Source organism: Cyclobacterium sediminis (assembly GCF_054781075.1).
Genome location: NZ_BAAGVC010000003.1, coordinates 1102149 through 1127340 on the forward strand (window position 1 = coordinate 1102149; position 25192 = coordinate 1127340).

General features: G+C 39.9%; 18 protein-coding genes. 10 read left to right on the forward strand and 8 right to left on the reverse strand.

Going from position 1 to position 25192, the window contains the following annotated elements; all coding sequences use genetic code 11:
- Positions 1-8 precede the first annotated feature (8 nt).
- The 6 genes from lpxD to ACYVHJ_RS06885 are packed head-to-tail and all read left to right on the forward strand — an operon-like array spanning position 9 to position 4857.
- On the forward strand, positions 9-1028 hold the full coding sequence (lpxD, locus tag ACYVHJ_RS06860; protein WP_460513482.1) for a UDP-3-O-(3-hydroxymyristoyl)glucosamine N-acyltransferase: 1020 nt from the start codon (positions 9-11) through the stop codon (positions 1026-1028).
- A 51-nt stretch (positions 1029-1079) separates the two neighbouring features.
- Positions 1080-2474, forward strand: a complete 1395-nt coding sequence (locus tag ACYVHJ_RS06865; protein WP_014018993.1) for a bifunctional UDP-3-O-[3-hydroxymyristoyl] N-acetylglucosamine deacetylase/3-hydroxyacyl-ACP dehydratase — start codon at positions 1080-1082, stop codon at positions 2472-2474.
- Positions 2471-3250 (forward strand): acyl-ACP--UDP-N-acetylglucosamine O-acyltransferase, encoded by a 780-nt coding sequence (gene lpxA / locus ACYVHJ_RS06870; protein ID WP_460513485.1) that lies wholly within the window; start codon positions 2471-2473, stop codon positions 3248-3250. Before ACYVHJ_RS06865 ends, lpxA begins: the two co-directional genes overlap by 4 nt.
- Before the next feature lie 2 nt (positions 3251-3252).
- Positions 3253-3879 (forward strand): ABC transporter ATP-binding protein, encoded by a 627-nt coding sequence (locus ACYVHJ_RS06875; RefSeq protein WP_460513487.1) that lies wholly within the window; start codon positions 3253-3255, stop codon positions 3877-3879.
- A 52-nt stretch (positions 3880-3931) separates the two neighbouring features.
- Positions 3932-4411, forward strand: a complete 480-nt coding sequence (locus tag ACYVHJ_RS06880) for a hypothetical protein (RefSeq protein WP_460513489.1) — start codon at positions 3932-3934, stop codon at positions 4409-4411.
- 20 nt (positions 4412-4431) lie between these two features.
- Positions 4432-4857 carry a nuclear transport factor 2 family protein gene (locus ACYVHJ_RS06885; protein ID WP_460513491.1) on the forward strand — a complete coding sequence of 142 codons (426 nt, stop codon included), beginning with the start codon at positions 4432-4434 and terminating at the stop codon, positions 4855-4857.
- A gap of 33 nt (positions 4858-4890) precedes the next feature.
- Here the strand turns inward: ACYVHJ_RS06885 and ACYVHJ_RS06890 are convergent, their stop codons facing one another.
- Positions 4891-7284 carry an endonuclease MutS2 gene (locus ACYVHJ_RS06890; RefSeq protein ID WP_460513493.1) on the reverse strand — a complete coding sequence of 798 codons (2394 nt, stop codon included), beginning with the start codon at positions 7282-7284 and terminating at the stop codon, positions 4891-4893.
- The gene (locus tag ACYVHJ_RS06895; RefSeq protein WP_460513495.1) at positions 7285-7635 is read right to left on the reverse strand and encodes a DUF4296 domain-containing protein; all 351 of its coding nucleotides are present in this window, start codon (positions 7633-7635) and stop codon (positions 7285-7287) included. It lies immediately after the preceding gene.
- 106 nt (positions 7636-7741) lie between these two features.
- Between ACYVHJ_RS06895 and ACYVHJ_RS06900 the strand changes: the two genes are divergently transcribed.
- Genes ACYVHJ_RS06900 through ACYVHJ_RS06910 form a run of 3 tightly spaced genes read left to right on the forward strand, consistent with a single transcriptional unit; the run spans position 7742 to position 10548 of the window.
- A complete protein-coding gene (locus tag ACYVHJ_RS06900; RefSeq protein WP_339903190.1) occupies positions 7742-8620 on the forward strand; it encodes a DUF58 domain-containing protein in 879 nt (292 codons plus the stop codon).
- Positions 8613-9515: a hypothetical protein gene (locus tag ACYVHJ_RS06905; protein ID WP_460513498.1), complete on the forward strand. Its 903-nt coding sequence runs from the start codon at positions 8613-8615 to the stop codon at positions 9513-9515. The genes ACYVHJ_RS06900 and ACYVHJ_RS06905 overlap by 8 nt, the downstream gene beginning before the upstream one ends.
- Positions 9508-10548 carry a vWA domain-containing protein gene (locus ACYVHJ_RS06910; protein WP_460513500.1) on the forward strand — a complete coding sequence of 347 codons (1041 nt, stop codon included), beginning with the start codon at positions 9508-9510 and terminating at the stop codon, positions 10546-10548. The genes ACYVHJ_RS06905 and ACYVHJ_RS06910 overlap by 8 nt, the downstream gene beginning before the upstream one ends.
- A 289-nt stretch (positions 10549-10837) precedes the next feature.
- Here ACYVHJ_RS06910 and ACYVHJ_RS06915 read toward each other — a convergent pair whose 3' ends face one another.
- The 4 genes from ACYVHJ_RS06915 to ACYVHJ_RS06930 all read right to left on the reverse strand — a co-directional run bounded on the left by ACYVHJ_RS06915 (position 10838) and on the right by ACYVHJ_RS06930 (position 18041).
- Entirely contained in the window at positions 10838-12259 is a 1422-nt protein-coding gene (locus tag ACYVHJ_RS06915; protein WP_339903187.1) for a Gfo/Idh/MocA family protein, read from the reverse strand.
- A gap of 96 nt (positions 12260-12355) precedes the next feature.
- Positions 12356-13270 (reverse strand): amidohydrolase family protein, encoded by a 915-nt coding sequence (locus ACYVHJ_RS06920; RefSeq protein WP_460513502.1) that lies wholly within the window; start codon positions 13268-13270, stop codon positions 12356-12358.
- An 18-nt stretch (positions 13271-13288) separates the two neighbouring features.
- Complete coding sequence (locus ACYVHJ_RS06925; protein ID WP_460513504.1) at positions 13289-14659, reverse strand: tryptophan synthase subunit beta; 1371 nt, start codon at positions 14657-14659, stop codon at positions 13289-13291.
- Between the two features lie 115 nt (positions 14660-14774).
- Positions 14775-18041 carry a VCBS repeat-containing protein gene (locus tag ACYVHJ_RS06930; protein ID WP_460513506.1) on the reverse strand — a complete coding sequence of 1089 codons (3267 nt, stop codon included), beginning with the start codon at positions 18039-18041 and terminating at the stop codon, positions 14775-14777.
- 265 nt (positions 18042-18306) lie between these two features.
- Here ACYVHJ_RS06930 and ACYVHJ_RS06935 point away from each other — a divergent pair, with 265 nt between their 5' ends.
- A complete protein-coding gene (locus ACYVHJ_RS06935; protein ID WP_460513508.1) occupies positions 18307-19956 on the forward strand; it encodes a hypothetical protein in 1650 nt (549 codons plus the stop codon).
- A gap of 76 nt (positions 19957-20032) precedes the next feature.
- Here ACYVHJ_RS06935 and ACYVHJ_RS06940 read toward each other — a convergent pair whose 3' ends face one another.
- Positions 20033-21637, reverse strand: coding sequence for a RagB/SusD family nutrient uptake outer membrane protein (locus tag ACYVHJ_RS06940; protein WP_460513510.1), 1605 nt, complete (start codon positions 21635-21637; stop codon positions 20033-20035).
- An 18-nt stretch (positions 21638-21655) separates the two neighbouring features.
- Positions 21656-24880 (reverse strand): SusC/RagA family TonB-linked outer membrane protein, encoded by a 3225-nt coding sequence (locus tag ACYVHJ_RS06945; protein WP_460513512.1) that lies wholly within the window; start codon positions 24878-24880, stop codon positions 21656-21658.
- Positions 24881-25192 lie beyond the last annotated feature (312 nt).

Consider the following 25192-nt stretch of genomic DNA (forward strand, 5'->3'; position numbering starts at 1 on the left):
TAACCCCAATGGAATTCACCATCGATCAAATTGCCCAACTTTTGGAAGGAACTGTAGAAGGTGATGGTTCGCAAGTAATTGATACCCTCAAAAAAATCCAAGAAGGCACACAAGGCAGCATAGGATTTCTTTCTAACCTGAAGTATGAGAAGTACCTCTACACCACCAAATGCTCGGCAATTATCGTATCCGAGGACTTCGCCCCTCAAAAACCGGTTTCCACAACCTTAATTAAGGTAAAAGATCCGTATACAGCTTTTTCTAAACTACTTGAGAGTTATGCAGAGTTGACAAAGCCAAATCCGATAGGAAAAGAGGAGCCTTGCCATCTCGGGGAAAACAGTACCATAGGAGAGGGATTTTATCGCGGTGCCTATTCTTATATTGGCAAAAATTGCACCATTGGAGACAATGTCAAAATTTACCCCCAAGTATACATTGGAGATGATGTTATCATTGGCAACAATTGTGTATTTCATCCGGGAGTAAAAATTTATGCCCAAACAAAAATTGGCAATGACTGCGAAATTCACTCGGGGGCTATCATCGGGTCTGATGGTTTTGGTTTCTCTCCACAGGCAGATGGTACTTACAAGAATGTCCCCCAATTAGGTAACGTTGTGCTGGAAGACAATGTTAGTATTGGGGCCAACTCCACCATTGACTGTGCAACCTTGGGTTCCACGACAATTAAAAAGGGAGCAAAATTAGACAATCAAGTTCAAATTGCCCACAATGTTACCATTGGGGAGAACACGGTTATCGCTTCCCAGGCAGGTGTTGCCGGTTCCACTATTATAGGTAAGAATTGTGTCTTGGCCGGTAAATCTTCTATTGTGGGGCATATTGAGCTTGCAGATCGGACGGTGGTTGGGGGAAACACCGGAATAATGAAATCGGTTAATGAACCAGGAACAACGCTTTTTGGTTTTATAGGCTTTGACTTAAAAGCATCGCTAAAATCTTATTCTGTCTTTAAGAAGTTACCTTTACTTCAAGACAAATTAAGAGAGCTTGAAAAAAAATAATAAATTTGAAAATTGAATTGGAGCACCTCTAGTATATAGTTATTGATTTAAATGAAAGTAAAACAGCATACCATTAAAAAACAAGTTACTCTGAACGGTGTAGGTCTACATACGGGAGTGGTAGCTAATATGACCTTTTTGCCGGCCAGCCCTAACCATGGGTATAAATTTCAGAGAATGGACCTGGAGGGACAGCCAATCATTGATGCTGATGTTGACAACGTTGTAGATGTCTCTCGGGGAACTACGCTAGAGCAAGGGGGAGCAAGGGTTTTTACGGTTGAGCACGTATTGGCTGCGCTTGTTGGAATGGAAATAGACAATGTGCTGATACAACTTAATGGACCTGAACCGCCAATTTTAGATGGAAGCAGTATCCAATTCATCAATATACTTGAAGAGGCAGGGCTTGAAGAACAAAATGCACTGAGAAGGTTTTTTGAAGTTCCTGAAAGCATCCATTACAGAGACAGTGCCAGAGAAGTTGAAATTGCTGCCTTACCCTTAGATGATTTTCGAGTTACTGTAATGGTGGATTACAACTCTCCTGTGTTGGGAAGTCAGCATGCCTCTATAACAGACATCAGTCAATTCCGACAAGAAATCGCTTCCTGTAGAACATTTTGCTTTTTGCATGAGTTAGAAATGTTATATAAAAACAACCTTATCAAAGGTGGTGACCTCAACAATGCCATCGTGGTGGTGGACAGAATAGTGGAAGAGAAAGAACTTGCTAACCTGGCAAAAATGTTCAATAAGCAAAAGGTAGAAGTTAAAAAGGAGGGTATATTGAACAATGTTGAGTTAAGGTATAAAAATGAGCCGGCCAGACATAAACTTTTGGATGTAATTGGAGACTTAGCATTAGTAGGCCGACCGCTCAAAGCGCAAATTTTAGCTGCTAGACCCGGCCATGCTGCCAATGTGGCCTTTGCAAAAAAAATAAAACGAGCGATGGAGAAAGCAGGTCCAATGCACATACCCTATTACGACCCTAAATCACCGCCTGTACTAGACATTAATCAAATTAGCAATATCCTTCCGCACAGGTACCCTTTTCAATTATTAGACAAGGTGATCTATCTGGACGATAAAGTAGTGGCCGGTGTAAAAAACGTCACTATCAACGAGCCCTTTTTTATGGGGCACTTCCCCAATAATCCTGTAATGCCGGGCGTTTTGCAAGTAGAAGCCATGGCCCAAACAGGTGGTATTTTGGTTTTAAGTACTGTAGAGGATCCGGAAAATTATTGGACCTATTTTCTCAGCATAGAAAACTGCAAATTCAGGAAAATGGTATTACCCGGTGACACATTGATATTTAAATGTGAATTACTTAATCCAATTAGAAGGGGAATAGCAAAAATGAAAGGGGAGGCATTTGTTGGAAACGCCTTGGTTTGCGAAGCAATTATGACTGCCAGCATTGTAAGAAAAGACGCATGATCAGTAAACTATCCGAAATAAGTGAAAAGGCCCATTTAGGGGAAAATGTTTCAATTGAAGCTTTTACGTCTGTCCATCCTGATGTAGAAATTGGCGAAGGAACGTGGATTGGCTCAAATGTCACTATTTATCCAGGTGCAAGAATTGGTAAAAATTGTAGAATTTTTCCTGGAGCAGTGATTGCTGCAATTCCACAAGACCTGAAATTTAATGGTGAACCATCTTTGGTTGAAATTGGAGACAATACCACCATCAGAGAGTTTGTAACCATCAATAGAGGAACAGCTGATAAGCAAACAACCAAAATTGGAAACAACTGCCTGATAATGGCTTATGTTCACATCGCTCATGATTGCATGATTCAGAACCGTGTAATCATTGCCAACTCCGTACAAGTGGCTGGACATGTCACTATTGATGATTGGGCATTCGTAGGGGGAAGTAGTGCCATCCATCAATTTGTTAAAATTGGTATGCATAGCATGATCTCCGGGGGGTCTCTTGTCAGAAAGGATGTACCACCATTTACTAAAGCTGCTAGAGAGCCTTTGAGCTATGCAGGAGTAAATTCTCTAGGGTTGAGGAGAAGAGGCTTTGAAAGCCATACCATTAGTGAAATACAAGAGGTGTATCGATTCTTATTTTTAAACAATTGGAACAATAGCAAGGCTTTGGAAGAAATCGAAATCAATCTACCTGCAACCAAAGAACGAGACGAGATAGTCAATTTCATCCGATCTTCGGAAAGAGGGGTAATGAAAGGTTATATCCAATAAGTATGTTGTCTGTAAAGCTGGAAGGGGCAGGAAAGAAATTTCAGCGGGAATGGATATTTAGAAACCTAAGTCTTGAGCTCACCTCAGGTTCAAAAACCGCTATAATAGGCAGCAATGGCTCTGGAAAATCTACATTGATTAAATGTCTTTCCTCGCAGATGCCTCTAACAGAAGGAAAGTTGAGTTTCATTTGGAAACAAAAGGAGCTTGCGATAGAGGATGTTTATAGATATTTGACAATCAGTGCCCCGTACCTGGACTTACCTGAAGAATTTTCCCTGAAGGAATTTTTAAACTTTCATTTCAAGTTCAAAGCACCTGGTAAGGGATTGAGTATTCAGCAGCTAATTGAGATAATGTACCTGGAAAATGCTGTCAACAAACCCATTAATTATTTTTCCTCGGGGATGAAACAACGATTGAAACTTGGCCTTTGCTTTTTTTCCGATTCCCCATTAATGCTCCTGGATGAACCTACCTCAAATTTAGACGAAAGAGGCATAAAGTGGTACAGAGATTTAATCCATCAATACAGTGATAACAAATGTATCTTTATTGCCTCAAATGATAAAAGAGAGTTTGATTTTTGCGAAGAAATTGTTTCAATTGAAGATTATAAACTAAAGTGAATACTTTGATAAAATCCGGAAATGATTAAATTTACCTTTTAAGGATATGGATATGAGAGCGATAGTGAGAAATTACTTTATTTTTATTTTTGTAGTATTTGCTGCTTGTACTGATGGAACTAGTGGTGAACCGACAAAATCTGCCGAAGAAACAGCCACTGAACTTTTGGCCGGTTTGGAAGGCAGCCAAACCTGGACTGTAGCCAACGGAGGCTCCGTTTCAAAAGATGGAAGCGCAGTCACCAACGATTTCGAAGGCTTTGAACTTCGCTTTATAGCCAATAATACCGGTAAGACCTATACAGCAATAAACAGCAACCTATTATTTGACAGCAATGGGAGCTGGGTCTTTACAGGATCAAATTATGATAAAATCACCCTTTCGGGTATACAACCTGCATCAAATAAAGAAATTTCATTTACTAAAAATCAGGATAAATTGCGCTTGGAATTTGTAGTGCCTGCACCTCAAAACGCCCGTATCAATGCTTTAGCCGGTTTTTATGTCTTTGACTTAACCCTTCTCAATTAAACTCACAAAACAAGTAGAAAATGTTTAAATACTTCTTTACCTTATGTTTCCTTTTTTCTTCAGCATTAATGGCTCAAGAAAAACAAATCGTGGCAGTAGAAAATGCAGTAGCTGAATTAGTGGATGCCATGGTGGCCGGTGATGCTTCTCGCCTTGAGAAAATCACAGACCCTAATCTTAGCTATGGCCATTCCAACGGCTTGATTGAAAATCAAAGTGAGTTTATTAAGGCCTTAAGTTCAGGGGTATCAAACTTTACTGAAATTGACATTCAAAATCAAACCGTCAGTATAACAGGAAAAACTGCTCTTGTGAGGCATTTTCTAATTGGTAAAACACACAATAAAGGCAGTGCCCCGGGTCCTGTGAATCTTGGGGTATTAACCGTGTGGCAAAAGAAAGGTAAATCCTGGATATTGCTAGCCCGTCAAGCCTATAAAAGATAATCAAGGAAAAAGGGGTAACAGTCGTATTCGCTGTTAATCTTTAAACTGCACCAATGTTACCCCTGAACCTCCCCTATCTGCGTGTTCATCAGAAAAACCGGCTACAGAGGAGGAATTTCTAAGAAGATTTCTCGTCAAATCCCTAAGAATCCCATCTCCCTTTCCATGGATTACTTTCACATCATTGATGCCCAGCATATGTGCTTCATCAATAAAATTCTGAATCAATCCAAAAACTTCCTCTCCTCTTTTCCCTCTAATGTCCAGGTTGGGTGAGAAATTAGCCATCTTCGAAGTGGTATCATAACTCATTCTTTTATCGATTGCTCGCTTCTCTTTTTTAAGAGAGGTATTGGATATTTTTTCCAACCGATTGAGCTTCACTGTTGATTTCAGGTCGCCAATGACTATGGTAATCTGCTTGCCTTTGATCTCCAACACTTCTGCCAAGGCGCCATTGTCTTTGATCCTTACTTGATCCCCAACACCTATGGCCCCACTTTCCACTTTTATTGTTTCCTTCTGTACGACAGGCTTTTTTTCAGGTTTAATACCGGCTTTATGTTCATCAAGTTCCTGCCTTATTTTTTTTGTCGCTTCCTTATTGGCTTGTGATTCTTTAATAGAGCGGATGGTATTTTCAATTTTCCGATTGGTATCGTCCAATAAAAGCTTTGCTTGAGCTTTAGCTTCATTTATGATGGTCTTTTTCTGATCTTCAAGCGTTGCCTTTAGCGCATTGTATTCTTTAAGTCTGGAAGCCAGCAATCGGTCTTTGCGTTCAGCTTCAACCATTAGCGTCTCATACTTGCTTTTTTCACTTTCCACCTTTAAAAGCAACTTGTCATAGCGCACCCTTGTTTCTCCGATCTGGGCTTTTGCATGAAGTACAATTTCCTTTGGAATACCTATCTTACCTGCAATTTCAAAAGCAAAAGAACTTCCGGGCTTCCCTATCTCCAGCTCATATAATGGCTCAAGGCGATCCACATCAAACCTCATTGCTCCATTCACCATCCCTTGACTCTTAGAGGCCAGCTGTTTTAAGTTACCATAATGGGTAGTCACCAAACCAAATGCACCTGATTTATTCAATGCAATCAATAGTGCCTCTGCTATGGCACCACCAAACTGCGGTTCCGTACCTGTACCAAGTTCATCAATAAAAAATAGCGTTCGCTTATTGGCAAAAAAGGTAAAGTGCTTCATATTCATCAAATGCGAACTATAAGTACTGAGGTCATTCTCAATATTTTGTTCATCTCCAATGTCAATAAAGAATTGATCAAAAATAGCACACTTTGACTTGGGCTCCATCGGAACGAGTAAGCCACACTGAAACATATACTGCACCAATGCCACGGTTTTAAGTGTCACTGATTTTCCTCCTGCATTGGGTCCGGATATTACCAACAAACGATGGTTGGGATCCAACTTTATAGAGACAGGTACTATGGCCTTTCCCTGGTGCTTGAGAGACATTTCCAAAAGTGGATGCCTGGCTTTTTGCCAAGCCATCTCCCGTTCTTTAACCATCTCGGGATTGATCCCATTGATCTTTATTGCAAATTTAGCCTTGGCTCGAATAAAATCGACCATGCCCAAAAAATGAAAAGCACTCTTTAAAGTGGGGATATATTCCCGGAGCTCATCGGTAAGTTTGGTAAGGATTTTTTGCACCTCTCTTCTCTCCATATACAAAAGATCTTTGATATCATTATTGATATCCAAGACCTCTGCCGGCTCTAGGTATACTGTCTGCCCAGTGGCCGATTCATCATGAATAAACCCTTTGATACGCCTTTTATACTCTGCTAGAATGGGGATCACCATTCTACCTCCCCTGATGGTAATGGAAGCATCTTCCGGTGTAAAACCCTGGGATTTTGCAGACCTATAAATACTATCCAGCACTTTTCGTATCCGGTTTTCTTCATAAGCAAGCTGTGTCCGCACAATGTTTAACTCCTTTGAAGCATTGTCCTTCATTTTACCCTTGTCATCCAAGACCCTGTCAATACTGAAGGTGAGGGATATATTATCCTCTACCATTCCCAAGAGCTGAAACAATTGCGGGTATTCTTCAGCGTTCTTTTTAAAGAATAGTACACAACTTTCAAGGGTTTTCAAGCCCAAACGAATTTCATGAAAATCCTCCTCAAACAAAAATGTCCCTTCAATCTTGGCTTTGTTGAGGTAAGGATAAATATTGATATAATTGTTATTGGGAAATGGTTCTCCTGAGACCAAGATTTGCCTGAATTCCTCAGTTTGGGTCAAAAGTCTGCTGAGCAACCTTCTGTCTTTTGAGAAAGCAATTTTTTTAACAAAATCCGCACCCAGTACACCCGTACATTCTTCTCTTATTAAATCTTTGATTTTATCAAAGTCTATTTTTTCCTCCAAATTTTCAGGATACAATTTCATTTATGGCTGTTGGTTTTGCTGTGCTTCTTTTTCTTTTACTGACAATGAATCTATTGTCCGTTCATATAAATATTCCATTTTGCCTGCATCCCGCAAATAAAATTCCAAACTTTTTATATAAATAGAGTCGGGGACACCATGTTTCTCAAAAATCCGTCTCTCCAAAATGGGGTAAAGGATCTTTGATGAATCATAGGGAATGGAAAGGGACTGCACAAGGCCCTCTGTCAGATGTATATCCACAAGAATATTAACCATGGTATCTTCTGACAAAATGTCTTCGGCATCATTATTCTTTGCGCAAGAAAATGTCCCGAAAAGGAAAGCAAAAGCTATAGATAGGTATTTCACATTTCAAAATTACCTAATTCCTTTTAAAATTGACAATAAGTAAAGGCTAAGTCGTTTTATTATTCGAATATGACTGCTAAATTAGGCCTCTGATTAAAAAATGAAAATGAATCAACTGATAAAAAAGCTTAGAAAATATGAAATCCTTCTTAGAAAAGTGGCCAATAGCCACCTTCAAGGAGACCATCAATCTATTTTCAAAGGTGCAGGCCTAGAGTTTGATGACCTTCGCCCTTATCAGTATGGTGATGATGTCCGGACGATTGAATGGAAAGTGTCTGCAAAAGGGCATGGAACCTTCGTAAAGACCTTCAAAGAAGATAAAGATCAAAGTGTCTATTTTCTATTGGATGTAAGTGGCTCACAAGACATCGGTAGCAAGGAAAGAAAGAAAATTGACCTTGGAAAAGAAATTGCCGGAGTGTTGACTTTGGCCTCTATCCATGATGGCTCTCAGGTTGGCTTGATAAGTTATTCAGATCAAAAGGAAAAAATCGTACTGCCGGGAAAAGGCACCCGGCAAGCCGTGAAGATTATTCGAGGAATATTCAGCCAAGATATGAAATCAAAGAAAACAGACCTTGATGGGATGTTTACCTTTAGTCTCAATCTGATTAAAAAACGCGCAATAATCTTCGTTATATCTGATTTTATTGATGAAGGATATGAAAGAACCTTAAAAGCCATGGCCTTCAAACATGATTTAGTGGTATTACAAATGACGGACCCAATAGAAGCTGCATTGCCCTCCTTAGGAATCATACCTGTTTTTGACAAGGAAGAAGACAAAACCACCTGGGTAAATACTGCCTTTGGGGGATTCTCTAAAAAGATCGCCTCATCCTTTATCTCTGAACGGAACCATCTCAAGGATTTTTGCAAAAAAAACCAGATCAATTACCTTCAGATAGCCACAGATCAAGACATCGTCCTACCTTTGATGGAATTATTTAAGTCGAGAAATAAAACCATGAAACGTGGATAGAATAGTAAAACTAAGTTATTTGCTTTCCTTTCTTTTCTTACCATTTTCCTTTGCACAAGGTCAAGATGTCATTGTAGATGGGTATTTCCTGCAAGACTCCGCAAAGTTAGGTGAAAGGGTGGGCTATGTCTTAAAATCCAGCTATCCCAGTGAGCTTCCAATTATATTTCCGGACTCTACCTATGACTTTGGTGATTTTGAATATTTAGACAAACAAATATTTTCTTCTTACACAGAAGACAGTATCACTTTGGACAGTGCGGTCTACTGGATCTCAAACTTTTCCTTAGATTCTATTCAGGAGTTTAAAATCCCAGTATATGAAGTTTTAAATTATGACAGCATAAGCCACTTTCCACAGCCTGCTCCTTTGGTCCTCACCCTTACCATTGAGGAAATACCGGAGGAGTTGGCTTTTGAACAAAACAATAGCTACCTCAATATCCCACAAGCTTTCAATTACCCCTACCTTATTATTGGTATAGTGGCAATCCTCGTGCTAGTAGTCTTGGCTATACTGATTTTCGGCAAAGGACTAATAAAAAGGTGGAAAGCCTATCGAGAGCGTAAAAAGTGGAGCAAATTCCTGTCCAATTGGGAAAGTGCTATGCAGCTATTGATAAACAAACCCGGTATTCAAGAGGCCGATGAATTACTAGGCCTTTGGAAAAATTACTTGGAAAATTTGACCAGTCGTCCTTATAAAGAATGGACAAGTACAGAAATTGCTGAGCATTTGGAAAAGCCTGAAATAATAAAAGACTTTCGAAAAATAGAACTGATTATTTATGCCAATCGGGTAGATGATAATATTCGGGAAGCCTGTGATAATTTATTAAAAATATCAGAAGGGCTATTGGAAGAAAAAATAGATAAAATCCACAACCATGACTGATGTCTCTTCTTTTTTTTCTTGGAGCTGGTTTTCACCTGAAACCCTGCGAAGTTTTGAGTGGGAGAATTTCTTCTTACTCCACCTGATTTGGATTATCCCTATATTGTTGTTGATCAGAAAGTTTATTAAACTGATCAAAAAGCCCGCTTTAGAGCTTTCTCTTCCTAAAATAGTTCCGACGAAGAATCCATGGACCTACCTACGGCTTTTGCCTTCACTCTTCTTTCTTCTGGCGCTTTGGATGGTGGTAATAGCACTTGCCAGACCACAACGTACCAATGAAAAGGTAGAACAATATACCGAAGGGATTGATATCATGTTGGTAATGGACATTTCAGAATCCATGGATTTGCAAGACTTTACCCCTAACCGACTGGAAGCCGCTAAGGAAACTGCAATAGATTTCATCAATGGTAGAATTGCCGACCGGATAGGTATGGTGATTTTCTCGGGAGAAGCATTTTCCCTAGCTCCACTTACCACAGATTATGAACTTCTTACCGACTTGGTCAACAGCATTACTTTCAATATGATGGATGCCAAGGGAACAGCCATTGGCAGCGCTGTATCTACAGGTATTAACCGTATGAGAGAATCAGAAGCCAAATCCAAGGTAATGGTTTTACTTAGTGACGGAGACAATAACGCAGGAAATGTAGACCCCGTATTTGCCGCTCAGCTAGCTGAAGCAATGGATATCAAAATCTACACCATTGCCGTAGGTAAAGATGGCATGGTTCCTTATGGTACCGACTTTTTCGGTAGACCTCAAATGATTGAGAGTTACCTTAATGAAGAAACCTTAAGGAACATCGCCCGCATAACCAAAGCAGAGTTTTTTAGAGCTTCTGATGACAAAGCATTAGAAAATATTTTCACAAAAATTGATGAATTAGAGAAAGCTGAAATTATTGAATCCCGTTATAAAGAAACCATGGATTATTACCGACCTTATCTCATTTGGGGCATAATCTTTTTCTTTATCTGGCTGACCCTGAAAAATACATTTTTCAACAATTTTCTTTTGGATTGATGGCCTGGATTTAAGCCTTCGCTCAATCACATAGTACTTGTTGAGAATTAATTTATGGGGTTATCAAGTATTGCCCTCTTTATCATTTGACCAAGATTAGGCCCAGCACTACCTATCACCTCAGAAAGGTGATACACGATACCTTAATAAAAAGACCGATTTAAAAATTAAATCGGTCTTTTTATTAAAACCATTAGGAACAGGAAAATAGTCAAATCAATCCTTAATCATCAATACTGCATTTGGTTTTTGCCTCTGATCATTGACCTACTCCGAGTTAATATTGGGTTCAGCTCATTTCCCAACCACTTCTTACAGGTTCTTTGATATATTTATCAGCCTCCGGTAGGCCAGTGGCTTTAAGATTTTCGGCATCCCAGTTAATTTTTTGTCCTTTCATCCTTAGCGAAAGCACGCCCAGTAATGTAATTTCCGTTAAATGCGCCCCATATTCAAAGTTTGAACTGGCTTCAGGACCACCTTTAATCGCATTCACCCAATCTCTAAAGTGTCCTTTAGATCGGGGAATTACCTCTTTTGGTTTTTTCATATTCTCTGCAAGACTTTTCGGGAAAACTTGCGGAACACGGTCTCCCCCATTCACAATGATTCCCTTATCTCCTACAAACATCGCTGCCCTGGAAGGCCATTGGTACCCTTCAGGCAAAGCCGGGTGTAATTTTGGCTTAAGTCCGCCTGAATACCATGTCAATTGAATTGGCTTTCCGGTATTGTTATCAGGGAAATTATAGTAACCTATTTCCCCGTATGGGGCAATATTCTCATTGCTAAATCCTGAGGGAAAAACCTCAATGGAATCCGGGTGCCCCAGTTCAAAGGCCCAGGTAGCAGCATCCATGTCATGGCAACCAAAGTCCCCTAAGGCTCCACATCCAAAATCCCAAAAATCTCTCCATGTAACAGGAGTGTACCATTTATGAAAAGGTCTATTGGCTGAAGGCCCTAACCAAAGGTCCCAATCAAAGCCATGTGGCTTTTCAGTATTGGTGGTTGGCACCCCTTGCATTTCATCTATCCACCTAGAGGCCGGCACCCAAGAATGTGTTTCTCTAACTTCTCCAATCACACCTGCCCTCAAGTATTCCACAGTTTGTCGAATTCCATCAGTGCTATGCCCCACATTTCCCATTTGCGTGGCCAAACCTGTCTCCTTGGTCAGCTGCTTGATCATCCTGGCTTCCCAGATATTATGAGTTAGGGGTTTTTCACAGTATACATGCTTGCCCAACTTCATGGAAGCATAAGTAACAAAAGCATGTGTATTGTCAGGAGTGGAGCAACAAACTGCATCCAGTCCCTGTTCTTTTTCAAGCATTTCACGAAAATCCAAGTATTCCTTTACTTTAAAATTTTCCGTTTTATCTTCATAATGATCTTCTATCAAACGCTTCACGGGCTCTCTGCCGGCAATGGACCGATAATAAAAATTAGCCAAATCCCAGTACTCTGCAGGATCTGCAATGGCAGTAATCTGCACATCGTCCAACTTCATTAAATCTATGGCGTTTTTCCTACCCTTTCCTCCTACTCCGATCATGCCAATATTTACTTTATCGCTAGGGGCAACATGTCCCTGTCCACCAAGAACAAATCTTGGCACAATAAAAAAACTTGCAGCACTTAATGAAGCAGTTTTAATGAAACCTCTCCTGGAATCAGGCTTTTTATTTTTATCTGGTTTATCAAGCATTATTGAATTTTTAGTTTATCGAAAGAATTTTCATACTAATATTTTCTCTTTAAATTTAGAAAAAATCCACTTTAAATTAAATTTTCCCTAGCAATATTATACCCTATAAACAGATCTTGCATTTTGGTTGTAAAGTTTTCTCTTTTCACTTGATGTCAACGTTTTAGCCAAAGCATAAAAGTCCCTAACCCAATCTTGATAACTGGCCGCTCTCAACAATACCGGCCAATCTCCCCCAAAAATAACCCTATCAATTCCAAAGACTTCTAAAACGGTATTGAAGTAGGGTCTCATTTGATCCAAGGGATCTCGCGATTGATTCGTCTTGGTTAACATTCCTGAAATTTTACAACTCACATTGTCTAGGGAAGAAAAAGGTGAAATGGCTTTTGACCAATCTTTATGATCCATATTCCCAATGTCAGGATTGGCAATATGATCCAAAATGATCACAAGATCAGGGTTGGCTTTTGCAAATGAATAAGCTGCAGGCAGCTCCGCAGGCCTAATATTTAGGTCATAAGAGTAACCCATCTTTTTAAGCATTTGGATACCTTCATTAAACCCTGAATGCCCAGGCATAAAAGCCTTTCGAATTCCTCTTACAATATCCCTTTCAGCCAATATCTCCATTTCCTTCATGCCTTCTTCCCCTTTTTCCAAAGGGAAATATGCCACCATTCCTGCTATTCTATTGTCTTTTTCTCGAACCTCTATAACCCAATCCACTTCTTCAAGGTATTGATTAGGGTCTCTTCCACACTCCACAAAAACCATTTTTTCAATCGGACAGCCTTGAGTGGCAGCATGATAATCTTTCAAAAGAAAATTTCGTGAAAGTATGTTTTTGGGATTTTTTAACCAAGGGTAGTCCAAGCGGTCTAAATCCCATAAATGGAGGTGGGTATCAATTATTGGAAGGTCATCATCAATAAAAAAAGGAGCGTATCGCGGTAGTGACAAGGCGCCACCGATCAACCCTCCTTTCCTTAAAAAACTTCTTCTGTCCATGTAATGCTCCCTTCCTCCTTAAGCGGGGATTTCAGGGGTATTAAGTTTGGCAATAGATTTATCAATCTCTTCTTGTCCTAATTCATGACTTTTAATTTTACCGGAAAAATAATCGTCATAAGCTTTCATGTCAAAATTACCATGACCGCATAAATTAAATAGGATGGTTTTTGAAACTCCTTCTTCTTTGCATTTTTTGGCTTCTTTGATGGCGGTGGCAATGCCATGATTGGCTTCGGGAGCAGGAATAATTCCTTCTGATCTGGCAAAAAGAACGCCTGCATCAAATATTTCAAGGTTATCATGAGATTGGGCTTCAATCAATTTATCTTTCAGCAATTGACTGACAATCACTCCAGCTCCATGATACCGAAGTCCACCGGCGTGAATTGGTGCCGGTATAAAGTCATGCCCTAGGGTATACATAGGCAATAAGGGTGTCATTCCTGCTGTATCACCAAAGTCATACCTAAAAACGCCACGGGTAAGTTTTGGACAAGAGGACGGTTCGCTAGCAATGCAACGAATATTTTTACCCCCTTCCAAATTCAAACGCAAAAACGGAAAGGAAAGACCTGCGAAATTTGACCCTCCACCAAACGGTGCAATTACAATGTCAGGCATATCACTTCCTGCTTTCTCAAGTTGCTTGATGGCCTCTAAACCTATGATCGTCTGGTGTAATTTTACGTGATTCAAAACACTTCCCAGTGCATATTTGGTATCCTCCCGTGTGGCAGCCATTTCTACGGCTTCAGAGATGGCTATCCCAAGGCTTCCCGGAGAATCAGGAAACTCCGCCAAGATCTTTCTTCCTGCTTCAGTCCTATCGGAAGGAGATGGGTATACATTGGCTCCCCAGGTATTCATCATCATTTTTCTATAAGGTTTGTCCTTATAAGAAAGCCTTACCATATACACATCACATTCAAGACCGAAATGCTGACAAGCAAAGCTCAAAGCACTTCCCCACTGTCCCGCACCGGTTTCTGTGGTAATTCTTTTCACACCTTCTTGTTTGTTATAATAAGCCTGAGGAATGGCCGTATTGGGCTTATGGGAACCTGAAGGACTAACCCCTTCATACTTATAATAAATTTTTGCCGGTGTGTCTAAAGCTTTTTCCAGGCCGTATGCACGATACATTGGCGTAGGTCTCCATATGGAATACATATTCCTTACTTCATCCGGAATAGTAACCCATTTATCGGCAGTTACTTCTTGTTTTATCAAAGCCTCAGGAAACAAAGGCGCAAGTGCATCAGGTCCCAAAGGCTCCATAGTGCCAGGGTTTAAAGGAGGCAAGGGTTTATTGGGCATATCAGCTATGATATTGTACCAATTTTCAGGAATCTCGCTTTCTTCTAAGTTTATTTTTCTGTTTTTCATTTATTGAATGAATAAAAGGTTAACTGATATTTACTTAATATGTATTCCCCTCCAAAAGCTGTGATTGAAGTTCTTCCTAAAAACAATCACACCAGGAGGTGATACCACTTGTTCTTTATTTACTGTTCCCATTTAAATTATTGGTTGACAAACTTTTATTGAGCACATAGGCCTCAACCCCTTGGTTATTTATACCTACCAATAATACCTTAAGATATGATAAATCTATTATTTCGATACTTTTCACATCGCCTACAAAGTTCAAACCTGTAACTGAAGGAGAAGCATGCCTAAACTCCCCACTGCCATTTCCTAGGTATACCTGACCAAAATTAGCATCGATCATCCCCAATCGGAGTCTGGCTGTATTTTGGTTTCCTCCAAGGATAAAATCTAAATTTCCATCTTCATCAAAATCCATAACACCAATGGCGTAGACGGGTGCAAACTGAGCCTCCACCGGCAACTCATGCCTCTCTAATTTATCACCTTTATTTTCAAGATAGACCGTTCTTAATTCATTTAACTCCACCTTTTCTGCCATATCGATGGCCGTTTCACTAAACAAATCCTTTAGTTTAGCCTTAGAAAAAGAAGCATAATCAGTAAACTTACTCCGCATCCCATACATTTGATCCAGAAGCTCATCCCTACTCATAAATGGAACCAGCTCCCCATCGACAAAATGGTTTAAAATAGGATCTACAGAACCATTCCCATCAAAATCAGCAAAGACTAAAGTCAAAGGTTGTGCTTCATTTGCTTTTAATTGGCTATTGGTGCCAAAATTACCAACTACAAAATCAAGGTCTCCATCCCCATCAAAATCACCGGAGGACAATTTGGACCACTTCCCTATTAAAGGTTTATCAAAGTATTGTTCCGTTCGATTAATGAGGGATTTACCCTTATTGTTTAAAAACACACTGATAGGCATCCAATCACCAACGATTATCAAATCATCCCAACCATCTTGATCCAAGTCCTGCCAAGCAGCATCCGTCACCATGCCTAATGCAGCTAATTCAGGCAGCAAAATTTCGGATTGGTCTTCAAACTTACCTTTTCCATCATTAATTAATATATGGGAAGAGGCAGGTTTTGGGTATTGGCCAGGGATAACCCTTCCGCCAATAAATAAATCCAAGTCTCCATCCTTGTCAAAATCAACAGCCTTTACCACACTTCCACTGGTTGTAATATTGGGCAATGCCTCCGCTTCTTTTCTGAAATTCCCGGCACCTTGATTGATGTACAACTGGTCGGCTAATTCTGGAGAATTCCTTTCAAAGTCATGGTACCCTCCTTTCACCAAATACAGGTCTTCCAAACCATCCCCATTTGCATCAAAAAATATTGCGTCAGTGGTTGCTGTTCCTATCTCTTCGGACAAGTCTAAACCTTGAGATTCAAGGAACTGTCCGGTAGAAACTTGAAAATACAATTTGCCGGGTTTTTCAGAAGTTCCACCCACAAATACATCGGTAAACCCATTGTTATTTACATCTCCCTTAGCAATCACCGGACCGGTTGGTGACAACATATGTGACAAAAGCGGTTGTCTTTTGAAATCATTAAATCCTGCCTCTCCATGTTGGTATGGAATAGGTGAAACAATTTTAGTAAAAACAGGGGGCTGAGGATTGTTTTTATTTTCTGATTGCTTAATGGCCTCGCTCTCTTTTAATACAAGCTTTTGATTTGCCGGCACATTTTGCACCCATTGCTCCTTTCCTCCGGGCCAGGTAATTTTTAAAGAATCAATGCGATCAGCCATTCCCAATCCTAAATGCATAACATGGCTTACAGAAGATTGAAACCCTCTGGTAGGCTGCTGCTCTAGGTACTGTTGCTTGGCGTTGTAATACACCTTCACTTTGGCACCAATTCCACTTGAATTTAAACCATCCCCCTGTAATTTCAACTTTAAGAAATTGCCTTCATTTTTATCAGGTTTTAAAATATTGGCATAAATTCCTGCATCGTCATTTAAGTGATTGATCACCAGATCAAGTGCCCCATCATTGTTTAAATCTGCGTAGGCGGCACCATTTGAGAAATTCGGATCTGATAGTCCCCAATCGTCAGACACTTCTTTAAAGCTTATACCATTCTCATTTTTAAACAAGTAATCATGGATAGGGGTAGAACTCATACTTGTAACTAAATGAAGTGTATCTGCCTTTTCTTTTGCCCTCGCCTTATCGAAATAATAGTCACCTTTGTATTTTAAAAAATCACGATTGGTATAATCTCGGAAATAACCATTGCTCACAAATAAATCTTTCCAACCGTCATTGTCAAAATCTGTAAAAAATGCAGCCCAACTCCAGTCAGTATTGGACATCCCGGCCAGCTGCCCTATTTCGCTAAATAAGCCTGTCCCTTGGTTGATATGAAGCATATTCCTCATATTTTGATGGTAAAATCCCTTCATTACCATCAAGGCATACTGTTCATAATTCTCTGGTCCGTAAAGCAATTTTTGCCGTTCATCATCCTCGGGAAGCATGTCTAAAGTAAAAATATCTACCAGCCCGTCATTATTGACATCAGAAATATCTGAGCCCATGGAAAAATAAGATATGTGCTGTAAATTCTCTGTTAAACTTTCCGAGAATGTACCATCTCCATTGTTTATGTACAGGTAATCCGGCTCTATATAATCATTGGAAACATGGAGGTCCGGAAAGCCATCATCATTGATATCAGCGACAGCTATTCCCAAACCAAACCCCATAGAATTGCCCTTGATCCCGGCACTTTCGCTTATATCGGTAAATATACCTCCATCATTTCTAAACAATTTGTCACCTGCCAATGGATTCCTGTCCTTTCTTTTGGCATCAAAATCAATTTCATTAATCACCTGGGTGTTGTGGTTAAGCAAATACATATCCAAGTCTCCATCCAAATCAAAGTCAAAAAATGCAGCCTGAATACTATTAGCTGGATCTGCCAGCCCATATTTTTCAGCTTCATCAATAAAAGTATTGTCTTTCTGATTGATGAATAATTCATTTTTTCTAGATGCTTCATTTCCTTTTCCAGAATAACATACATAGATATCTAAATAACCATCCCCATTGATATCTACCATAGTAGCTCCTGTAGACCATGCATTCTTGCCCCGCACACCTGAAGTCTTTCCAATATTCTTAAATTTAAAATCACCTTGATTAAGGTAAAGTGCGTTTGGCGTCATGTTCCCTGTAAAAAACAGGTCATCAAGGCCATCATTATTTATATCCCCAACGGCTACACCTCCACCATTATAAAAATATTCGTAGGTTAAAATATTTGTTTGTTGGTCTTCTATAAGTTTATTTTGAAACTTCACCCCTGTCTTTCTTCCCGGAAGCTTTTCAAAACCCTGAGACATTGAATTAAAATGTACTAATTGAAAGACTACTAACAGAAAGAGGTATGTTATTCGCTTATTTATCATTCAATCCTTTGCCTTTTATTTTTGTAATTATTTTGCTTATCAAGCAGTAGTAAATCTACATTTTTTCAAGGGATTGAGCAATAGCAAAAATTGCACAATAAAATGTTTAATTTAAAATATACATGCATTTTAATCCCTATTCATTATATAACAATATTAAACATCACTCATAACACCTTCAATCTTAGGTTACAAAACAATGCCTATCAACACAATTCTATACACCTATTCAAGGCTTTTGAAAAAAGATAGAGCGATCAATAGCAACCTCAAGCCAATTATGCCAGGTTTGTCCATTGTTAAAAATTTCATTATTATTATTCTTTCGTCAACCTCCGCAGCAATGCCATTCAATAAGAAACTTTCAATCCTTCCTTTTTTAATCGTCCTGTTCGTATTTGCATTTTGTAATAGAAAAGAGAAAAGCCAATTGGTATGGGAATCAAGCTTCCCAATCATAGGCTCCCAATCTTCACCAAGAGCTACAGACCTAAACAATGATGGGGTTTTGGATTTTGTAATTGGTGCAGGGAAGAACGAATATGAATATACAGCATCAGGGGTTTTAGCCATCAATGGCATGGATGGAGAATTGCTTTGGACGCAAGAAACAGTAGATCAGGTTTTTGGCTCTGCTACCTTTTTGGATATAAACCAAGATGAAACGCCTGATGTATTTATTGGTGGACGTGGGCCGCACTTAAAAGCAATTGATGGCCGTACCGGGGATTTGATTTGGCAGTTTGACACCTTAGACCACCTCCACCATCCCATCCTTCAAAATGCACGGTTTAATTTTTACAATAGTGTAACCATTCCTGACCAAAATGGAGATGGAATCGAAGAGTTATTGACCAGCAATGGTGGAAATGCGAAGGTAGAACCCAACCAAACTGAAGGAAGGTTTCCTGGTGTATTAATGGTGATTGACCCGGTTAATGGAGACATTTTGGCGGCAGACACCATGCCTGATGGAGGAGAAACCTATTTATCTCCCTTATTTATTGAACAAAAAAAGTCAGGAGAACAGCAAGTGTTATTCGGTAGTGGTGGGGAAACCCTTTCCGGAAATTTGTATTTAGCCAAGCTCAGCGACCTTATGGGTAATAATTTATCCAATGCTAAGACTTTGGTACGTGAAAAAGGCCATGGGTTTATTGCCCCGCCGGTATTGGTTGACTTAAATGAGGATGAATTTTTAGACATCGTTTCCGTTTCACATGCAAGTACACTGACTGCCATTTGTGGCAAGAGTTTTGAAAAAATCTGGCAACTTAAAATACCCAACACTGAAAGTAGCAACAGCTTTGCCGTAGGACAATTTACTGGGGATGATATCCCTGACTTGTTTACCTTTGTAAGTAAAGGTGTCTGGCCTCAAAACACAGGGTTAGTTCAGGTATTGGTAGATGGAAAATCAGGGGAAATTTTGCTTGAAAAAGAAATGGGATGTTCCGGCTTTTCTTCACCAATTGCTTATGACTTAAATGGAGACCAAATAGATGAAGTCATATTCAGTATCAATGAATACGATTGTAATCGACCTATAGATGATCGATCAGCTTTTTCCATTGAAAACAAATTGGTACTAATGGACTTTGAAGCCGACACATCTTACTTGCTCGATCAAACAAAGAGTTTTAAAAATATTTTTTCTACTCCTTGGTTGGGCGACATAGACGCTGATGGATACCTTGACTTGGTGCATTGTCAGTATTTCAGCAATTCGGATATTTTGTCTTTTTTAGGTATGAAAGTTAAGCGAATTGATTTACCAATTAGGATCAAAGAAAAACCGCTTTGGGGAAGTTTTATGGGCTCCGAAGGCAAGGCCATCTATAAAAAATAAAAGGCTGCCTGATGGCAGCCTTTTATAAAACACTAAATTAACCAAGTAAATATAAATATTTCCTAAATACTCCTGCCTAATTGGCTACATCCCACCATACTCGGGTGGTATTTACGTCTGGTAGTGTAGCTCCGGCCTGAAAATTTGCGTTTGCTGCTACTTCAGCTGCAGGGTACTTAAGTTTTCTCATGATCTGGCCTTGAGTGATATTTCCCGGGTAGTTAGTCGGGGTTAACTGAGGGTATCCGGTTCTTCTCCAGTCAGACCATGCTTCCCACCAGTTGAAAAACTTACTCACCCACATTTGCTCTCCAATCATTTCAAGTGCCGGCTTCTCTTCCCCGTAAGGGTGTCTTGCGAGATAAGCTTCTACTTCTTCATCAGAAACCGTCAATGAAGCATCAAATGGTGTATACATTTGCATGGCTCCTTTTACACCTGATTCATAATGTTCCTTAGCAGAATTCGGGATCCCTGAACCAATCCCTTTTTCCAGGGCTTCTGCTTGCAAAAAGGCAGATTCAGCATAATTCATAAATATATACGGATCATCCAATTGCAACATCAAGTAGTTGATTCTTGAATAGGTTGTCACCAAATCTACAGTCTCCCCTGCCAGCTCATCTAGGCCTGCAGCATCGTATCCGTTTGGCATACCTTTCTGCTCCAAAGGGTTGGTATTGATTGGTGTCCATTCCAAAGCAGACCAATCGGCTATTCCACCACTAATTATCATCAACCTTGGATCCACTTCATCAGGGGCTGTAGCATCAGCTTTTAGCCAGTCAACTAGGGTATTACTCAAGTAACTCGGTTGCCCGCCATCACCAGGATAAAAAGCCCTGGAGATACCATTTTGATTGATCCACACACTAGGACCTGTAGCCATTGGTACCCAAGCATTGTCATCGTTGCTTTCCATGACTCCACCGGCAATGGCCTTGGTTACATATTCATCAGCCATTTGAGGGGCAACATTTGATACCCTCATCGCCAAACGCAACATTAGGGAATAACCAAATTTTTTCCATTTGGCAATATCTCCTTCATAGATTATATCAGCAGCAGCAAAGCCTTCATCAGGATTGGAAGTGCTCAAGGCAGCAGTAGCCTCTTCCAACTCTTTCAATAAATCAGGGTAAATTTCTGATTGTTCATCATACTCAGGAAAGAATACCCCTTCCATGCCTTGAAGGGCATCGAAATAAGGTATATTTCCATAGAAATCAGTTAACCGGTGAAAATTCAAAACCCTAATAATCCTTGCGGCATTTCTGGTGTTTATTTTATTTCCTTCATCATAACCTCCGGGACCTGTTTGCTTGATCACTTCTGAAAGATTCTTGAGTGCATCTCCATAGAAAAACTCAAAAGGTGCATTGTTTGACTCGAAGTTTTCAGTGTATTTATCCCCCGGAGCGATTCCCCCTCCTGCATTGGCCAAGTGTTGAATCAAGTAAGCTGTCATGCCTATATTTGTCCGCCAATCAAGGTATCTGTTATCTCCAGCAGAACCGCCTGAGGCTGACCCAAGCTGTGCTGCAGTAAACATGAAATTCAAATCAATTTCATTTACCGCTTGAGGGTTGATATTGAGATCATTTAATTCTTCTGTGTTACAGGAAGTTAAGCATATACTAACCGCCAAACCAAATAGAAGAAATTTATTTATAATTTTCATAATTCTTTCTTTTAACGATTAAAACGAAGCTCTTAAATTGAATCCATAAGACCTTGATTGAGGCATTCCAAAATAATCAAGCCCTTGGCCATTGCCTGAAGAATAACCTGACTCCGGATCTACATTATCAATGTTCTTCCAAAGGATAGAAAGGTTTCTGCCTACGAATGACAAACTCACATTAGTAAATGGCGTTTTTTCCATCAAACGCCTTGGAAAATTGTACCCAAAAGTTATTTGCCTCAATTTGGCAAATGAGCCATCGTATATAAAATGATCCTGAACCCTATTGCCCATTTGATTCCAATAATTATTGGCCTCTCCGGGTGATAAGGTCTTTGTGAAATCTTCATAAATAGGTGTGCCATCAGAAGTCGTACCTGATTGTATCACTCCACTTACAGTAAGCGGTTCTTCACCTTCTCTTCCCTGTAAGGTTTGCTTGTGCAATCCCCATTGGGTAAGCCTCACATTGGTTCCCGAATAGATTTCTCCACCCACTCTAAAGTCAATTAGTGCAGAAAGATTAAAGCCTTTATAGGTAATGCTATTGCTAAAACCACCAGTAAAATCAGGAATACCATTTCCGATTACTTCCATTTGACTCGACTGTACCGGAGCCCCATTTTCTTCAAAAACCGGCTGTCCATCAGGGGATGTCTGTTGAACCCATCCTGCCAGCACTCCAAAAGGCTGTCCTGTTCGGTGTTGTACAAATACCGTTCTGGTTCTTGGCTCCTCTACGTTTAATATATCTGTTCCTTCAATTAAGGAGATCACTTTGTTTCTATTCCTTGCAATATTAAAAGAAACATCCCAGTTGAAATCACTTGTTCGGACAGGTGTTCCTGTGAGCAATATCTCAACTCCTTTATTTTCCATTTCCCCTAAGTTTACCAATGTTGACCCAAAACCTGAAGCCCTAGAAATCTGCGCATTCAATTGGTCATTGGTACTTTTTTGATGGTAATAGGTGAAATCCAATCCCAATCTATTCTGAAACAAACGAACATCTAAGCCAAATTCTATTTCAGTAGATAGAAGTGGGACTAAAAATGGGTTTGGAATGGTCCCATTATTATTTCCAGCTGTGGCATAGGAGGCCATAGGGACGGTATTTCCTTCAAATCCAACTGCCGGAGCACCTAATAATGTATAGGTGTTTTGGATCTGATAAGGACTTACAGTGGAGCTTCCTACTCTGGCCCATGAAGCCCTTACTTTTCCAAAACTTAACCAGAAAGGAAGGTCTTCCAATGCATCTGAGAAAACGAAACTACCGCCGACTGACGGGTAAGTGATGTCATTTAAAGAAGGGTCCAATGTGGAGAACCAGTCTGTCCTACCTGTTCCTGTCAGGAAAAGTATATTTTTATAATTAAATTCAGCAGATCCATATACTGAATTTATTCCCCATCCTGAATAACTGTATCCAAAATTTCTTGCCTCAGCATTGTTAATGGCATGAAAGAAAGGCACGTTAAAGTTGGTTCCGTTTGCTGAGATATTTTCATTTTCTCTTCGCATCCTATTGGCCCCTAAAAAGGCCACTACACCAAAATCTCCAAATTGCCTGTTATAGCCCAACATGGCTTCCAAGTTTATTTCATTCACCCTTCGCTCTGATTCAGACATGTTTCCACCTCTAGAGTAACCTGTTCCTTGTGGAGTCAATGTAGTTCCTCTTCTAGTGTACCAATCCATACCTGCTCTTCCGGACAAATACAGATGATCAGTTATCATGTATTTTAAAGATCCTGAAGTGATTATTCTGTCTCTGGTATCGCTGATTGATAGTTGGTGCGTAGAGAAATAAGGATTTTGCCCCCAAGGGTTATTGGTCATCAGGTATTCTTCTTGCTCTGCAAAACCCCATACATTTAAAAGAGCCGGGTCAGTTCCTACAGGTATGGTCCCCAATCTATTAGGGTCTCCTTGTCCCCAAAGCACATTGACATTGGGGGGCAAAGCAAAGATGGACTGAAAAGCATTTCCCGGAGAATCAGATAACCTGGGGCGATTTTTAGTTCGTTCATTGGAATAAAGCACTTTGGCATCGAAAGTCAGCTTTTTACCAAATTTACCGCTTGTGGACAATGACATATTGATACGGTCAAATCCTGCATTAGGTATTACTGAAGTACTCCTTAAGTCAGTTACATTGAAACGGAAAGTTTGGGTATCACTGCCTCCTGACAAAGATAGGCTATTGGTAAATGATTTTCCGGTTTCATAAAAACGATTCCAATTGTCTCCTGCATACACATAAGGTCTTTCAACCCCATCAAAATGCATGGCAGTACCGGAACCTAATCGTTCCCCCCAAGCTTGGGTTCCCCAATCATAGCCATCCCTTACAGTGGTTGGCCTTACTGCGCTCCCTGTAATTTGATCTCCTTGAAATCTTCCGGATCCAAATTCAGTTTGCAGGTCGGTTTGATTGTTTATCCTTTCAAACACGGCATTGGAATTGAATTCTACACCAATTCCTTTTCGTGAAGTACCTCTCTTGGTGGTAATAAGAATTACTCCATTTGCTGCGCGCGAACCATACAAGGCAGCCGCACTGGCCCCCTTTAATACAGACATGGATTCGATATCGTCGGGATTGACACTGGTCATGCCATCTCCCTGATCTGCTCCACCCCAAACGCCTGCCTGGCCAAAATTGGTATTGTCCATTGGCACACCGTCGATTACATATAATGGTTGATTTCCTCCTTGAAGGGAAGTGTTTCCTCGAATAATAACCCGAGACGATCCGGCCGGACCTGAAGCTACATTGCTCACATTAACACCTGCTACCCTACCGGCCAGCTGATTGGCAATGTTATTCTCTCTGGCTTGGGTGAATTCCTCTCCTCCTACTTCTGTCATAGAATATTGGAGGGCTTTGACATTTCTTTCTATACCCAAAGCGGTTACTACCACCTCATTCAACTCAGAGGCATCTTCAGATAAGCTAACATCAATCGTACTGCGGTTGCCAACCGTTTCTTCTACTGGTTCAAACCCAAGAAAAGAGTATACCAGGACGGTCTGTGGTCCCGCTACATTGAGTTGGTAATTCCCATCCACATCTGTGGCGGTTCCTGTGGATGTGCCCTTGATAAGGATAGACACTCCGGGTAATGGCATTCCATCTGAACTGTCAGTGACTTTACCAGTGACAGTTTGCCCCAGGACACTCCCACTCACAGAAGTAAGAATTGTCATGAGAACAATAAGTAATAGGTTTTTCATAAAAGGTTATTTTGGATAAAACAAATTAAAAAGACTACCCTTTCATTTACATCAATGGCGAACTTACAAAAACACTACCTTTAATTTTAAGAAATTAAGCTCCTCTAACTAAAAACAATGCTATTTATAAATGGCGCCAGACAATGATGAAAGGTTAAATAATCTTAAATTCCGCAGAAATGTAGAATATAATAAACAGAAAAAAAAATACTCGCATCCATTTTTACGTTTTTGAATGGAAATTATTTTTTTTACAACCGGAAAATCTATTGTTAAAATAACCTTATGAATCCAATCTACAATTGAATTTAA

What these genes read in the sequence shown, in the direction of transcription:
- ACYVHJ_RS06930 (WP_460513506.1), bottom strand. Translation starts at nt 18,041, where the DNA reads ATGTCTCAGGGTTTTGAAAAGCTTCCGGGAAGAAAGACAGGGGTGAAG.
- ACYVHJ_RS06935 (WP_460513508.1), top strand. Translation starts at nt 18,307, where the DNA reads ATGCCTATCAACACAATTCTATACACCTATTCAAGGCTTTTGAAAAAA.
- ACYVHJ_RS06920 (WP_460513502.1), bottom strand. Translation starts at nt 13,270, where the DNA reads ATGGACAGAAGAAGTTTTTTAAGGAAAGGAGGGTTGATCGGTGGCGCC.
- ACYVHJ_RS06890 (WP_460513493.1), bottom strand. Translation starts at nt 7,284, where the DNA reads ATGAAATTGTATCCTGAAAATTTGGAGGAAAAAATAGACTTTGATAAA.
- ACYVHJ_RS06910 (WP_460513500.1), top strand. Translation starts at nt 9,508, where the DNA reads ATGACTGATGTCTCTTCTTTTTTTTCTTGGAGCTGGTTTTCACCTGAA.
- lpxD (WP_460513482.1), top strand. Translation starts at nt 9, where the DNA reads ATGGAATTCACCATCGATCAAATTGCCCAACTTTTGGAAGGAACTGTA.
- ACYVHJ_RS06875 (WP_460513487.1), top strand. Translation starts at nt 3,253, where the DNA reads ATGTTGTCTGTAAAGCTGGAAGGGGCAGGAAAGAAATTTCAGCGGGAA.
- ACYVHJ_RS06925 (WP_460513504.1), bottom strand. Translation starts at nt 14,659, where the DNA reads ATGAAAAACAGAAAAATAAACTTAGAAGAAAGCGAGATTCCTGAAAAT.
- ACYVHJ_RS06885 (WP_460513491.1), top strand. Translation starts at nt 4,432, where the DNA reads ATGTTTAAATACTTCTTTACCTTATGTTTCCTTTTTTCTTCAGCATTA.
- ACYVHJ_RS06900 (WP_339903190.1), top strand. Translation starts at nt 7,742, where the DNA reads ATGAATCAACTGATAAAAAAGCTTAGAAAATATGAAATCCTTCTTAGA.
- ACYVHJ_RS06865 (WP_014018993.1), top strand. Translation starts at nt 1,080, where the DNA reads ATGAAAGTAAAACAGCATACCATTAAAAAACAAGTTACTCTGAACGGT.
- ACYVHJ_RS06880 (WP_460513489.1), top strand. Translation starts at nt 3,932, where the DNA reads ATGAGAGCGATAGTGAGAAATTACTTTATTTTTATTTTTGTAGTATTT.
- lpxA (WP_460513485.1), top strand. Translation starts at nt 2,471, where the DNA reads ATGATCAGTAAACTATCCGAAATAAGTGAAAAGGCCCATTTAGGGGAA.
- ACYVHJ_RS06940 (WP_460513510.1), bottom strand. Translation starts at nt 21,637, where the DNA reads ATGAAAATTATAAATAAATTTCTTCTATTTGGTTTGGCGGTTAGTATA.
- ACYVHJ_RS06915 (WP_339903187.1), bottom strand. Translation starts at nt 12,259, where the DNA reads ATGCTTGATAAACCAGATAAAAATAAAAAGCCTGATTCCAGGAGAGGT.
- ACYVHJ_RS06945 (WP_460513512.1), bottom strand. Translation starts at nt 24,880, where the DNA reads ATGAAAAACCTATTACTTATTGTTCTCATGACAATTCTTACTTCTGTG.